Origin of the sequence: Luteolibacter arcticus, from assembly GCF_025950235.1 — a bacterium.
Taxonomy (GTDB): domain Bacteria; phylum Verrucomicrobiota; class Verrucomicrobiia; order Verrucomicrobiales; family Akkermansiaceae; genus Haloferula; species Haloferula arctica.
Genome location: NZ_JAPDDT010000003.1, coordinates 446,368 through 460,985, shown reverse-complemented (window position 1 = coordinate 460,985; position 14,618 = coordinate 446,368). Strand labels below are relative to the sequence as shown.

Genomic DNA, 14,618 nt, shown 5'->3' with positions numbered 1-14,618 from the left:
CACCGGAATAAAAAAGTGGCCGGCGGGAACCCATTCCGCCGGCCACTCTGTTGTCTTGGTTTTCCCCCTCAGGAAATCATTCGGTGACTTTCAGACGCGCGAACATCTTGTTGTGGACCCCGTCGAGTGACCGTGGAATCCGCACGATCACACGGTCAGTACTACCATTGTCGTAGAAGCCATTGTCCTCAGCGATGGTGATGCCATCCTCACCGGCTTCGGCCGCGATCCAAGCGGACAGGCCGGTGCCGTATTCGACGAATGGATTCAAGACCGCCGACGCGTCGGTGCGGCGGAACGTGAAGATCAGGTGGGTGGTATCCACGGTGATGGTCGGCAGCAGGCCGCGTGAATTCGAGCCCGGATTGGCAGGGTTCGGCTCACCGCCGAGCACGAACTCGATGAGGTTGGCGAGGCCATCCTTGTCCGGGTCGGCATCTCCCAAGGCATCGGCACCCGCCAGGCCCTTGGAACTCGCCCAGCCTTCGAAGGGATCGGCGGACTCGTTGGTGGCTTCAAGGGTGACCGCATTGCCATCGGCATAGCGGACCTTGAAGTTGGTCGGCCCGGAGCCGATGACCCCGCCTTCCGGCAGGCCGGCGAAGGTGCCGGAGAGCGTGCCGGTGTAGGTCAGGATGGTCAGCTTGGTGCCGAGCGTCAACGCAGCCGGGACGGCGGCGAGGTCGGTCAGATTCAGGCTGCCGGCCAGCGTCACGTTGCCGGTGACATTGGCCACGTCCACCGCTGGGACGCCGGAGGAGTTGTATTCGACCGCGAACGAGGAGCCGGCGGCCAAGGTCAGCGCGCCGGTGGCGAGCGATTCGATCGAGGTGCCCGGGGCAAGAACGCCGCCGGAGTTGACGGTGACCGCGCCGCTGACTGCGCCGGTGCCGCCGAGCGTGCCGGTGGCATTGACGGTGACCGCACCGCTGCCGGTGCCGGATCCGATGGTGTTGTTGGCAAGCAAGCGGCCGCCATTAATGGTGGTCGGTCCGGCGTAGACGCTGGCGGCGTCCATCACCATCGTGCCCGGCTGGGTCTTGAGGATGCCATTCAGGTAGCCGTGTTCGCCGCTCATCAGCGGGGTGGCGATCGTCAGGGTGCCGTCGTTCACCGCGAAGGTGGCGTCGGTGCCGGCGCTGTTGAGCATCACCTGGCCGTTGATCGGCGCGGCGGTGGTGATGGTGGACTGGCCGGTCGAAGTCACCGTGCCGTTGATGTTCCAAGCACCGTAGGTATCGCTCGGCCGCGAGCCACCGATGGTGGAGGTGGAGCCGACGGTGGAGGTGAGGGTTGCGCCGTTGAGCACCACGTGGTTTAGCGCGTTGTTCAGGCTGGCCACGAGCACATCGCTGTTGGTCACCGTGCCGCCGTTGACCACCAGTGTGGGGACGCTGGTGGCGTTATGGTTGCCGAAGAGGTTCGACACCTGGAACTCGGCGATGCTGCCCGCATTGACAGTCATCGTGCGGGTGTTGTTGGCGAGACCGAAGGCGGTGCTGGTGCCGGAGCGGGATCCCGCGCCGATCAGCTTGCCGCCGTTGACGGTTATGCTGCCGGTGAAGGTGTTGGCTTGCTCGAACGACAGGCTGCCGGTGCCGGACTTCACGATCGCGCCGCCGCCGATGGTGCCGCCGGTGAAGGTATAGTCGTGCTGGGAATTCACAGTGATGGAGCCGGGTTCCACGATGCCGGACACGGCAATGATCTGATCGTCACCGGGCAGGTCATTGAAGGTAACGCGGTCGCCCCAGAAGAACGGCTGGTCGGTCGGCACGCTGTCTTGGAAGTTGGCATCGCCATTAGTGTTCCACCCTCCGGTGGCTGCCGCGTTGTTCCAGACCAGATCGGTCGTGGGCAGGTTCAGCACGATGGCATTGGCAGTTTCGGCGAAGGCGGTGCCGGGGCGGGCACCGGCAGGAGCGGTGTAAGAGAAATTCGCCGCACTCCACGCGCCGCCCTTCGAGCCGAAGCCGACCACTTCGATCGGCGAGCTGTTCGTCGGGTATCCATTGACCGTCACGTTGATAGTGCCGTTGACGGTGGTCGCACCAGTGGCCGTCAGCTTGGCCGACGTGCTGGCGTCGATCACCAGTGCCGAACCGGCCGAGGAGCCGAGCGTCACATTGCCGCCGAAGGTGGCTTCGCCTCCGAGCGTGGTGTTGTCCGGGGAAACCAGCGAGCCGCCGAAGGTCGCCCCGTTCGCGTTGAGACGGCCCTGGGTAACGGTGAGCGTGCCGGTGTAGGCCGGGCTGTTACCGTTTAGGTTGATGGTGCCGTTGTTGTTGGCCGCGCTGGAGTTGATCTCGAGGTTGCCGCTACCGGACAGGGCTCCGGTGAGGGTGCCGAAGCCGCCATGGGCGGTGATGCGGGAACCTGCGGCTGCCACGGTCACATTGCCGGAGATCGTGTTATTGCCGAAGCGGATGGCTCCCAAGGTGCCGGCTCCTTCCGCCTGGCCCGGGCCTTGGATCGTGAAGTTGTTCGTATAGGTGCCCGCAGCGATCAACCCGGCTTGGCCGCCGTTGTTCACCGTGACCGGACCAGTTCCCAGTGCCTGGAGATGCTCGACCCACAGACGACCTGCATTGACCACCGTCCCACCGCTGTGGGTGTTCGCTTGGTTCACCCCCAGGTGGTTCACTCCGCTCTTTACGAAGGTCAGGGGCGTGGAGCCGTTGAAGTCGACCAAACGCACGCGCACCTGGTGGTCGAGAGTGGCGAGGCTGCCGCTCGAAGCACCGTTGGTTAGCGTGAGTATGCCCGACGACGACGTCAGTTTGCCAAGATCGCCGGCATTGGTCTGCCAGTAGTGACCGTTGGTCGCCATGCTGATCACTCCGGAATCCACGTTCAACGTGGTGCCGTTGTTGATGAACACGTCTCGGGTGCTGCTGAGGGAGTTCACGATGGCATTGCCGCCGCCGCGGAATTCCACCCAGCCGCCGGCGGCATCCTGGATGTAGTCGGTATTGGCCCAGTTAGCGTTGGGGGCCGAGATGCGGATGTTGCCGCGCTTGTTCTGGAACTGGCCGGCAAAGCCGCTCCAATCGCCAGCGAGCACTGAGGTGCCGCCATCGATGCGACGGAAGATGGCGGAAGCCACCCCCGGAGCATTGGAAACCGAGCCGGCGAGGGTGCCGGTTGTGACTTGAGAGTAGGAACGGTAGGTGCCGCCCAAAGCTCCGATCTGGATGTTGCGCGTGAAGTTGGTGTTGGAGGCTTGGTCCACCAGACCGCCACCGTTGAGGAGGATGGTGTTTGCCGGGTTACCGAAGTTCGAGTTGATGGTCACCAGGCCGGAGGTGACGGTGACGTTGCCGGTGAAGCTGTTTGCCGGGTTGGTCAACTGGGTCGAACCGACCGCACCACCGGCGTCGAGGATTTCGCCATGGGATTGGAGGGTCAGCGGGCTATTGCCGGTGATGGCGGATGCGAGGTTGACGGTATTGGCATTGCCCGCGCCGATGGTGTTGAAGGTTGCGCCGATGGCGCCGATGGCGATGCCGCGGTTGCCATTGATGCCGAAATTGGCATCCCAGCGGAGCGTGCCGCCGTTGATCGCCAGGTGACCGGCAGTCGGCACCGCCGGGGTCGCGCCGAGTCCGGCCTCAGCGGCGAGCGCCAATGTGCCGCCATTGACGGTGGTGGAGCCGAGGAAGGTATTGGTCGTGGCCAGCTTCAAGACGCCGCTGCCAGCTTTCACCAGCGACATGCCGCCGGCGAGCGAGCCGGAGGTGCCGTTGTCGAAGGTGTAGTCATACTGCGAGTTCACCGTCATCGAGGCCGGCTGTTGGGCACCGTCGATGGCGATGATCTGGGCGGCGCCCGGCGTGTCGTCGAAGGTGACCTTGTCGCCCCAGAAGAAGGTGCTGTTGGCAGCGCCGTCGTGGAAGTTGGCGGTGAGGTTGGTGTTCCACTTGAGATTCCCCCCGGCGTTGTTCCACTTCAGGTTCGCGCCATTGAGGGTGAGCGAGACGTCATTGGCATTCTCGGTGAAGACCGGCGTGCCACGGAAGTTGGCGACGTTCGCGAGGGTGAAATTCGCGCCGCTCCAGGTGCCGGCCTTGCTGCCGAAGCCGATCACCTTGAACGGGACACCCGGCGTGAACAAGCCGCTGGCGAGGCTCACCGTGGTGTTGCCTTTCACCTCAAGCGCCCCGGTGACGCCCAGCGAACCCGCCGTCGCCGGATCGGCGAGCAACGTGGTCCCGGTGGTCGCACCGAGCGTGAGGGTGGAGAAAGTTCCCTCACCGGCCACTCCGGCGCCATCCGCAACCGTGGTCGCGCTGGCGGGGAGGGAACCGGTGAGAGCCAGCGTGCCGGCGTTGACCTCGACTGTACCGCTGAGAGTGTTGTTGCCGCCGAGCCCGAGCGTGCCGCTGCCGGTCTTGACGAGCTTCACGATGCCCGCGCCATTGTTGATCGAACCGGCGAACGCGCTGGAGCCGTTGTTTTCGCCCAAGGTCACGGTCGAGGTGGTGGCGGCCACCGAATTGGTCACGATGCCGGTCCCATCAAGCCGGTCCCAGCCTTCGTTGAGGCCGGCCAGATCGAGCGTGCCGCCGGTCATGTTGACCCGGCCGAGATTGCCCGAGCCGAGGGCGTAGATCTGGTCTCCGTTGCTACCGGCGATGCGCACGGTGGCACCGGTCCCGATGTTGCTGATTCCCGCCAATGACCGGACGCTTGCGCCGCTTTTGTCCAAGATGGTGGTGCCGCCGGTGGCCGCGAGAATGGTCGATGAATTGTCCTGCGCGCCCGTCAGCAGCAGCGTGCCCGCGCCGCTCTTGGTGACAATGCTGCCCAGGTTGACAGTTGTCAGCGGGGCGGAAATCAGGAGGTCCACCGGCTGGGCTCCATCGGCCACGTCTAACGTCATCGGCGAGGTGTCGCGGACGCGAATCAGCGCGGTGGTGTTCCCGGCGGTGCGTGCGATGGTCGCGGTGGACGGCGAGGCGTTGACCGTGACGGTGGTGTTTTGGAACTCGTTGTTCGTGGCACCCAGCAGCAAGCTGCCGCCGGTCATGTTGAGCGCGAAGTTATTGTAGAAGTGGTTGCCGAAGTTGGCGCCGCCGACCGTCGCGCCATTGATGGTGAGTGCATTCACGCTGACGCCTGCCGAGTAGCCGAAGCTATTGTCGCCGGCGTAGTCGATCGTGCCGGGGGCATTGACGGTGACTGCGGCGCGCAGCGTGCCGGTGCCGCCTCCCGCGCCGAGGATCAGCTTGCCATCGTTCACGGTGGTGCCGCCGGTGTGGAGGATCTGGGCACCGGCCAGTGTCTGGGTGCCGGTGCCATTCTTGACGAGGGCCAAGGTGTTGTTGCCGACCGTGCCGCCGTCCACGTCGCGGAGGTAGCCATTGTAGAGATAGGTGCCGCTGCCATTCAGGGTCAGCGTGGACGGTCCGAGCTGCGAGGTGCTGTCGCTCACCCGGCGATTCTGGATGACCGCACCGCCTTGGGTCGCGAGCGCACCGGCGTTGAGCCCGGCCAAGGTCTGGTTGGTGCCATTGAGGTCGAAGCGTCCCCACTGGCCGGAGACATTGCCGAAGGTCATCACGACGCCGGCACCGAATTGCTCCGGCTGGAGCATCCGGAGGTTGGATTCTCCGGTGGTGCCCGTGCCGAATTGGACGGTCTTGCCTGCCGCGACTGCGACCGCTCCTCCGGTCTTGCCGAGGAAAAGAGTGGTGGCCGCGGAGGTGCCGCCAAGGCTATTGATGACCAGCCCGTCGAAGCTATTGCTTGTTGAACCATTCAGCACCAGTTCGCCGATGCCCGCCTTCGTCAGGTTGAAGGCTCCCGAGACCGGTCCGGATACCGTGATCCTGCGGCCTGACTTGCTGTTCCACGACTGGCCAGTGGTCAGGGCGACTGCGCTGTTGATCGTCAGGTTCTGGTCGGCGGTGGAAAGATCGATGCCGCTCGCGCCCAAGCTCAGAGTATTCGGTCCGGAAATCGTCACCGGTCCGGCTGGGTTTGAGATCAGAATCCCATCCCACGACAGATCCGCACCGAGCAGGGTCGAGTTGGCAGCGGTCACGAAGGAATCCCAATGGGCGATGTCGGCCGGGGTGGGGGGGGTGCCGTTGTCCCAACTGCCCGGGAGGTTGAGATTGTCGCTGTTGTCCGCCTTGTAGATGTCGGCTCGGGCGGCCAAGGGGGTGCATAGGCAGCCGCAGATCATGAGGCGGCCGGTGGAGATGCGGAGCACGGGATTGGGTTTCATTCTGGAGGTCGTTTTGAGGGCGAGGTGCGAAGAATGGCCGGGAAATCGGCCGACATTCGCAATTACTCCCCCAAAAACTGATGCGGGTGTCATTGGATGGTTTCGGGAATCCATTAAACGATTCCGGGAATCCCTGGGTGTTTCCCCTTGGCGACCCTGTGACGGCGGGGCGAAGATTGGGGAATGAGTGGCCCCCGCAAGAACGTCGGCATTCTGTTGCCTCCGGCGGTGGCCTATAGCCCACGCATCCTGGAAGGCTTGATGCGACACCCGCAGATTCACCAGAAGTGCATGGTGATCGAGTGCCCCCACTTCGAGCCTGGCCGCAGCCCGCTGCTGCCCGGGGCCTCCGCGCTCGACGCGGCCATCGTCTGGGCGGAACCGCGGGACCACTGGGTGCACGATTTGATCGCACAGGGCACCCGGATCCTCAGTTGTGGCGCCGAGTGGGACGGGACCCCGGGGGTGGCCAGCGTGTATTTCGATCGCCCGGAGATGCATCGCATGGTGATCGACCACCTGAAATCGCTGGGCCTGCGCACCGCGGTGGGCATGGGTCACAAGCTCGGCTTGCGACCCGCGTCCCGCCGGTTGTTAGAGGGCTTTGCCGAAATGGCCCGCGGGGAGGGGATCGATGCCCAGGTGTGGAGTCTGGAAGGCGAAGGCAGCCCGGCCATGGCACCCGGGCGCTTGCTTCAAGCCCATGCCGAACACCAGCTCGCGGACTTCCTACGCACGCTCAAGCTCCCGGCCGCCATGCTGTGTGCCAGCGATCAGATGGCCGTCATCGTCTGCGAGGTCGCCGCTCGCCAGGGCCTGAGGGTCCCTGAAGATGTGGTGGTGATCGGGGAGTCGGACAATCCGCTCGCCGCCACCACCCGGCCGCCGCTCACCAGCATCGCCGGCAATGCGGTCGCGCTGGGCGAGACCGCCGCGGTGGTGCTGATAGACTGGCTGGCTGGTGGTGCCCCGCCGTCGCAGCCCGTGATCATCTCCGGCGCGCGTCTGGTGGCGAGGGAAAGCAGCACCGGCCGCTCGGAAAGCGTGGCCATCGAACGGGTGCGTCGGTTGATCGAGCGCGACGCGGTCCGGGGCATTTCACTCGCCGAGTTGGTGGCGGCTTCCGGGCTCTCGACCAAGACCATGGTCCGCCACTACCGCGCTGCCTTTGGCGTGGATCCGATCGATGAGGTGAATCGCCTCCGCCTGGCCGAGGCGAAGCGGCTGTTAGTCTCTGGCCCGTCGAAGGTCGCCGAAGTCGCCGCAAGCTGTGGCTTCTCGTCCCCCGCGGCCTTCAACAACTACTTCCGCCGCCACGCCGGCTGCTCGCCGAGTGCCTATCAGCAAGCGGCGGCCGGGGTCAGCGAATCGGCTCTCTAACAAAGTCGCTGAGGGAGACCCCGCGTCTCTGTCAATGGAGAGACGCTGAGCCATCGTGCGGACTGCCATTCGCAGATACGTGACGGCACCTGTTAGCGAAAGCTGCCGCCCGCAAGGCAACTGAGCGCAAATGTTTGGCAACCGTCCGCCAGACAAGCTGGTCAACGGCGTGCGAGGGTTCGGGAGGGTTGCTTTCCCATACGCGCAGCGGGCGCGTCGGATTCGTTCGGCGCGCCCGCACTTCTCTTCTGATGGATTCCGAAGGACTGCTGGTGGGGCTGGAGGCGTGCGAGGTGAGTCTCGCCGTCGGCATCCTCGCCGGTTCAGCAGGGACGCGGCTCGTGCTGAGAAACGCCGCGGTAAGTGTCGGGAGGACGATCATCAGATTTCCGGCCGTGTCTCAGACCGACAGCACCGCACCTTCGTCAGCGCCACCCACGAGCGCCGCATAGCGGGCGAGGTAGCCGCCGCGTGCCTTGGGTTCGGGTCGCTTCCATGCAAGACGCCGTTGCTCTAACACGTCCTCCTCCACCAAGAGCCGGATGTTTCGGTTCGGGATGTCGATTTCGATGAGATCACCTGGTTCCACCAGGGCGATCGGGCCACCGGCTGCGGCTTCGGGTGAAACGTGGCCGATGGCTCCGCCGCGCGTCGCTCCCGAGAAACGACCGTCCGTAATGAGGGCCACGCATTCCGATAGTCCTCGCCCCACGATGGCCGAGGTAGGCGCGAGCATCTCCGGCATTCCCGGGCCTCCCTTCGGTCCTTCGTAGCGGATCACGACGACATCCCCGGCCTTCACCTTGCCGGTGAGGATGCCGGTGGTCGCGTCCTCGCCGGACTCGAAGACCACGGCAGGTCCCGTGAACTTCATCATCGCCGGGCTTACGCCAGCCGACTTCACCACGCAACCGGCGGGCGCGATATTCCCGTAGAGCACGGACAGCCCGCCGCGTGTTGAGTAGGCATTCGCGATCGGCCGGATGACTTCGCGATCCTTGACCTCTGCCACGGAGCACGTTTCACCGAGGGTCAGCCCGCTTACGGTCAGCGCATCGGCGTGAAGGATGCCTGGCATCTCCGCGAGCTTCTTGAGGATCGCGAAGATGCCGCCCGCACGGTCGATGTCTTCCATGTAGTGCTTCCCGGATGGGGCCACCTTGCACAAGTGGGGCACGAGCCCGGCCATCTCGTCGAAATCCTGCATGCCCAGTGGCACGCCCGCTTCCTTCGCGACGGCGATGGTGTGCAGCACGGTGTTCGAGGACCCGCCCATCGCCATGTCCAGTGCGATGGCATTCCGGAAGGCCTCGCGAGTCAGTAGGTCGGAGGGCTTCACACCATCCCGCACGAGCCGGATGATGGTCCTGCCGGCCCGCTCGAAGAGTGCATCGCGAGCGGGATCGGTGGCGAGGATGGAGCCATTGCCGGGAAGGGCGAGGCCCAGCGCTTCGCAGAGACAGTTCATCGAATTCGCGGTGAACATTCCTGAACATGAGCCGCAGGTCGGGCAGGCATTCCGTTCGATCGTGTCGAGTTGTGCTTCGGTGATGGTGTTTGTCGAGAGCCGGCCCACTGCCTCGAATACCGAGGCGAGGTCCAGTGACTCGCCGGTCACTGGGTTTCTGCCCGACTGCATCGGACCGCCCGAGACAAAGACGGTCGGGATATTCACCCGCGCCGCACCCATCATCATCCCCGGGACGATCTTGTCGCAGTTCGGAATACAGACGACGCCATCGAAGCAATGCGCGCGGAGCATGATCTCGATGCTGTCGGCGATGATCTCTCGCGATGCCAGCGAGTAGCGCATGCCGCCGTGACCCATCGCGATGCCATCGTCCACGCCGATGCAGTTGAACTCGAAGGGCACGCCGCCCGCCGCGCGTATCGCCTTCCGCACCTTCCGCCCCACGATGTCCAGATGAGCGTGTCCGGGGATGATCTGGACGAAGGAATTCGCCACCGCGATGAATGGCTTCTCCCAATCCTCCTCCGACCGGATCGCCCCGGTCGCGCGCAGCAGGCTGCGGTGGGGTGCCCGGATCGCTCCCTTCTTGATCGTGTCGCTGATTGCCATGGGGAAACGATGGCGGCAGGCGACTGCATATTGGAATGACTGGTTCCGTCGCGATCTGATACCGTTTCGGTATGGACTACTCATTCCGCGAACTGGAGTGCTTCCTTGCGGTTGCCGAGGAGCTGTCGTTCACGCGCGCGGCGAGGAGGCTGAACCTTGCCCAACCTCCGCTCTCCCGGCATGTGCGGACGCTGGAGGAAAAGATCGGCGCGCAATTGTTCATTCGCGGGACGCGCGGGGTTTCGCTCACCGCTGCGGGCGATCTGTTCTACGAGGAGACGAGGACGATTCCCGGCAAGTTGTCGCGGGCGGGCGAAGCGGCCAAGCGCACCGCAGCGGGGGAGATCTCGCGGCTGCGCATCGGCTTCGTGAGTGCCGTGATGAGCGATGGGCTGCTGTCAGTGCTCCGTCGCTTCCGGGCGTCTGCACCCGCGGTGCAGATCCTTCTGCAGGATGTGCCGCCGAATGACCAGATCCGGGCGATCATGGAAGGAAAGCTCGACGGGGGATTCGTCGGCATCGAGGAGCGACGCGAGCTCGGAGGCATCGAGATCATGCCGTGGCTTCGTGAGTCCCTCCAGTGCTTTGTTCCTTCCGACCATCCTTTGGCGAAGCGAAGCCGGATTGCCCTCAAGGAACTCTCCGCGGAGTCCTTCGTCGCCGTGGCTCACGAGGCGGCACCGTCCTTCTCAAATCTGATCCGGCGGCTGTGCGGTGATGCCGGCTTCCGTCCCCGCGTGGTGCTGGAGTCGCCCCGCGCCCAAGCGGTCGCGGTCATGGTCGCGGCCGGATCGGGCATCGCGATCCTGCCCTCCGCCTTGGAACGGGTCGCCGGCAGCGGGGTCAAGGCGATCCCGTTGAAGGAGCGGCTCACGATCACCCACCACTTCGCCCGAAGATCGGGCAAAGCGGAAGGCCCGATGCGAGATTTCGTGAATGTCCTGAAGTCGTCCATTCGCAGAGGGTAGCTGGAGGTCCCGCCGGGAACACTTCCGTGGTTTTTCGACCTTGCGTCGCTTGCGGATTTCTCCGGCCGGTGCATGGGTAAGAGCTAAACCCAAGTGCATGGTGCGCGTGACTTCAAGCAGCCACCGGGCACCTTGATCGATCTTCCTGGTGCGTATGGTAGTGGTGACTGTGCCCGCGGCTGAAACCCAAGTAGGCCGCGGGCATTTTTTGGGATTGGTCGAGACCGGGCAGGCGCTTGAAATTCGGTAACCGGGTCGTGCAAGGGCGTCGACCGCGGGAATGGTATGCGTGTCGTTCCTGCGATGCATCGCTAGGACGTCCGCAGAGTTCCTGAGGTGTGAATCCTGGCCCTCAGGCCGCCTCGGAATCCGGTCTTCATGAATTCCTCACCGCCGGGTGCGATGACGCGGTCCATCCAATCACACGGCCTGCATTCCTGGGCGCCTTCGAAGACCAGGCCCTGGAAGATGAAGCGCTTGCCCAGCCATTGTGCCAGCTCGACTCCGTCCACGATGAGGTTGCGCCGGAAAATCGATGCAGGGAGCTTGGGCAGCTTGAATTCGGCACGGATCTCCTCGACCACCCGCTGCTCGAAAAACGTGACCTGGCCGCGGGCGTTGGGCCGCTTGTTGAAGTAGCGGTCGCCTCGCAGACCCATGCCGGCCACGCATTCGACCTCATCGACCGCATTGATCCCATGCTGCATGCGGCCTTCACCCTGGCGTCCCCAGTAGTCGTGCCCCGACGAAATGAAGATCTGGACCAGCCGGGCATTCCAGGAGGGAAGGCCTTCCGCGGTGGCTCGATCACCTTCATGAGAGTTGGCATCCATATCGACTTCGGCATCCAGCAGGGCGGGACGTCTCCGGGTATTCAAAGAGCGTCGGGCTACTGGGCAAGGGGATTTCCGCTCCTCGCCCCTCATTGCCGCATGTCCGGCCGTTCACCATGCATTGCGCCCGCTTTGTCATGTCACAGACAAGCGGATTAAAACCGCAAAGGTCGCTTGCGGATCGTGCCTTCCCGCGTAACCGGGGGGATTCCAGCTTCGATCCGGATTCCAACCACTTCCCCATGTCATCCCAAGTGAACCTTGCCATCATCGGCAGCGGCCCCTCAGCGATCTACCTCCTGAAGCACATCCTGGATGAGGGCGGCCTCTTGAAGGAGTGCCTGTCCGGGATCTCGATCTTCGAGAAAAGCCAGCTCACTGGCATGGGAATGCCATACAGCCCGCTTACCACCGACCGCTTCAATCTCGCCAACATCTCCTCGGAGGAATTGCCGGAACTCCCGGTCTCGCTAGTGGATTGGCTGCACACCCTGGACCCCGCGGACCTTCAGGCCCTCGGGATGGAGGACGAGGAGATCAGCGCGGATAAAATCTATCCGCGGCTGGTGCTCGGCCAGTACTTGCACTCGCAGTATCAGATCCTTCTCAGCCGGCTCGGTGAACTCGGAATCAAGGTGCGGGAGTACCCCGGCTGCGAGGTCCGCGACCTGCAAGACGATCCCCCGGGCGGAAAGGTGACCCTTGTCACAGCTCACGGCGAGTCTCACGATTTTGAGAAGGTGATCATTGCCACCGGGCACCATTGGACCGAGCAAGACCGGCCAGAGACGGGCTACTACGCCTCGCCATGGCCGATCACCAAGCTCATCCCTGAAGAAGGATGCCACTATAACTTCGCGATCGGCACGCTGGGAGCATCGCTGAGTGCCTTCGATGTGATTTCATCCCTGGCGCATCGACAGGGGCGCTTCATCCGGGAGGCGGGGAAGCTCCGTTTCGAGCCCGCTCCGGAAACGGAGGAGTTCAAGATCGTGATGCATGCCATGCATGGCTGGTTGCCTCACTTGCAGTTCGATCAGGAGGAGCCGCTGCGCGACATCTATCGCCACGTCAGCCGCGAGGAGCTTCTCGGATTGATCAATGAAGCCGGGTTCCTGCGGCTGGAGGAGTATTTCGACAAGGTCTGCCGGCCGGCGCTGATCAAGGCATTCACAAAGGACGGCATGACGGAGATGGTCCGCAAGCTGGAGGATCGCGAATTCGCGCTCGCGGATTTCGTCGAGACGATGAACGACAAGCACGACTATTCGAATGCCTTTGAAGGCATGCGTCATGAGATGGTGGAAGCCCGCAAATCGGTCCTAGGCCACAAGCCGATCCACTGGAAGGAGGTGATCGACGACCTGATGTACACGCTGAATTTCCACGCGGGCCTGATGCCTGCGGAAGATCATCTGGTGCTCCGCTCGCTGGTCATGCCCTTCCTGATGAGTGTCATCGCGGCGATGCCCTTGGAGTCGGGCGAGATCCTGCTGGCGCTCTACGATGCCGGGAAAGTCGGCATTGTCTCCGGCAAGGCGAGCGTGGCCGAAGAGGCTGATGAGGAGGGAGCGACCACCCTTTCGATCGAAGACGAAGAGGGCAGGGAGACGCGGGTGAGCTACCGGATCTTCGTCGAGTGCGGGGGGCAAAAGCCGCTGGACCTATCCGACTATCCCTTTCCCAATCTGGTCGATCGCGGCGTGGCGAGGAAGGCGCGCGCCAGCTTCGCCGATCCTTCCTCCGGCCCCGAGCAGGCCGAGGACAAGAAGGAGCATCTCTTCCATGAGGACGGCGAGGCGCTCTATCATCTGGGTGGAGTGGACGTGGATGGTAGCTACCGATTGGTCGGCAGTGAAGGTCAAGGCAACCCGCGCCTCTGCGACGTGGCCTTTCCTCACATCTCAGGGGTCCGGCCTTATTCCTACGGCTTGCAGTGCTGCAGCGATACGGCGGCGATCATGATCCAGGCGTGGGTGCAGGAGTTGGGCGGGGAGGGAAGTCCTTCGGATGACCCACAGGAGGTGACCCGGATTTACGAAGAGATCTGAGCTGCGGGAAGAGGTGGGCGACGATATGCCTCACTGGCCTGGGCACTGCTCCTAGTCGTCCTCTCATCGGTCGTTTGACGAAGCTGGATTTTCGGGTGATTTCTTCAAGCAGCAACCCCATGGCCAAACTCCCCATCCTTCCGCCACCTCCTCCGATGGCCTTGCACGAAGAGGGCGTGGCACTGCACTTCTCCAAAATCGTGACGCCGAAGAGCAGGGGACTCGCGCCCTACTACCATTTCCGAATTCTCGCCGGTTCCAGGGATGTCGGGCATATCAACCTGAGAGTTGGGGATAGCGAGCACGTGCACCGGGTCGTGGGGCACGTGGGCTATGGGATACGGAAGCGCCACCGCGGGCATCGTTACGCCCTGCTCGCCTGCCGCGCGCTTGCGCCATTCGCTCGGACGGTGACCCCGGAAGTCATTCTGACCTGCGATCCCGCGAACCATGCTTCCCGGCATACCCTCGAGCGACTGGTGGGCGGCGAAAGCGGTGAAGAGGTATCCGTGCCAAGGCGTGATCCTCACTATAGGCGCGGCGCTCGCACCAAGCTGAGATTCCGTTGGGTGCCGTGAGTGATCCTTCGCGACTCACGAGGCAAACCGAATACAAGGAATCCAATGCTGGATCACATTTTTCTAACAGTCTCCGACATCGGGCGCTCGGTTGCCTTTTACGAGAAGGCATTGGCCCCGCTCGGAATCGAGCATGCGATCGACTATGATGGGAAGGACGGCCCCCCCGGCCACCCGGATCTCAAGGGGTTCGGCCGTGATAATCGCGTTTCCTTCTGGCTGCGCGAAGGCTCTCCGCAGCCGCAGGCTGTTCACGTCGGATTTGTGGCTCACAGCGAGGCCGAGGTCCAAAATTTCTTCAACGCAGCGATGGAAGAGGGGGCCAGAGACAACGGTGCCCCCGGCGCGCGACTTCATTACGATCCTCGCTATTACGCAGCGAATGTTTTCGACCCAGACGGCTATAGCTTGGAGGCCGTTTACAAGAGCTGGCAGCACCCGCAAACGTGAACCGTTTGTCAAAGGAGCAGTCTTCCTGAGGGAGATCCTTCGACTT

8 protein-coding genes are annotated in these 14,618 nt (G+C 63.5%); 5 read left to right on the top strand and 3 right to left on the bottom strand.

Annotation, left to right across the window (positions count from 1 at the left end; translation table 11 throughout):
- Positions 1-76: 76 nt before the first annotated feature.
- Complete coding sequence (locus tag OKA05_RS10170; RefSeq protein ID WP_264487024.1) at positions 77-6,232, bottom strand: beta strand repeat-containing protein; 6,156 nt, start codon at positions 6,230-6,232, stop codon at positions 77-79.
- 183 nt (positions 6,233-6,415) lie between these two features.
- On the opposite strand from OKA05_RS10170, the gene OKA05_RS10165 reads away from it, so the two are divergent.
- Positions 6,416-7,612: a substrate-binding domain-containing protein gene (locus OKA05_RS10165; RefSeq protein WP_264487023.1), complete on the top strand. Its 1,197-nt coding sequence runs from the start codon at positions 6,416-6,418 to the stop codon at positions 7,610-7,612.
- Between the two features lie 400 nt (positions 7,613-8,012).
- Here OKA05_RS10165 and ilvD read toward each other — a convergent pair whose 3' ends face one another.
- Positions 8,013-9,692, bottom strand: a complete 1,680-nt coding sequence (ilvD, locus tag OKA05_RS10160) for a dihydroxy-acid dehydratase (protein WP_264487022.1) — start codon at positions 9,690-9,692, stop codon at positions 8,013-8,015.
- Positions 9,693-9,763: 71 nt separating this feature from the next.
- On the opposite strand from ilvD, the gene OKA05_RS10155 reads away from it, so the two are divergent.
- Positions 9,764-10,660 (top strand): LysR substrate-binding domain-containing protein, encoded by an 897-nt coding sequence (locus tag OKA05_RS10155; protein ID WP_264487021.1) that lies wholly within the window; start codon positions 9,764-9,766, stop codon positions 10,658-10,660.
- Positions 10,661-10,971: 311 nt separating this feature from the next.
- Here the strand turns inward: OKA05_RS10155 and OKA05_RS10150 are convergent, their stop codons facing one another.
- Complete coding sequence (locus OKA05_RS10150; RefSeq protein WP_264487020.1) at positions 10,972-11,538, bottom strand: MOSC domain-containing protein; 567 nt, start codon at positions 11,536-11,538, stop codon at positions 10,972-10,974.
- 197 nt (positions 11,539-11,735) lie between these two features.
- Here OKA05_RS10150 and OKA05_RS10145 point away from each other — a divergent pair, with 197 nt between their 5' ends.
- From OKA05_RS10145 to OKA05_RS10135, 3 genes are all read left to right on the top strand, one after another.
- Complete coding sequence (locus tag OKA05_RS10145; protein ID WP_264487019.1) at positions 11,736-13,544, top strand: FAD/NAD(P)-binding protein; 1,809 nt, start codon at positions 11,736-11,738, stop codon at positions 13,542-13,544.
- Between the two features lie 155 nt (positions 13,545-13,699).
- A complete protein-coding gene (locus OKA05_RS10140) occupies positions 13,700-14,122 on the top strand; it encodes a GNAT family N-acetyltransferase (protein ID WP_264487018.1) in 423 nt (140 codons plus the stop codon).
- Between the two features lie 45 nt (positions 14,123-14,167).
- A complete protein-coding gene (locus OKA05_RS10135; RefSeq protein WP_264487017.1) occupies positions 14,168-14,572 on the top strand; it encodes a VOC family protein in 405 nt (134 codons plus the stop codon).
- The last annotated feature ends 46 nt before the right edge of the window (positions 14,573-14,618 follow it).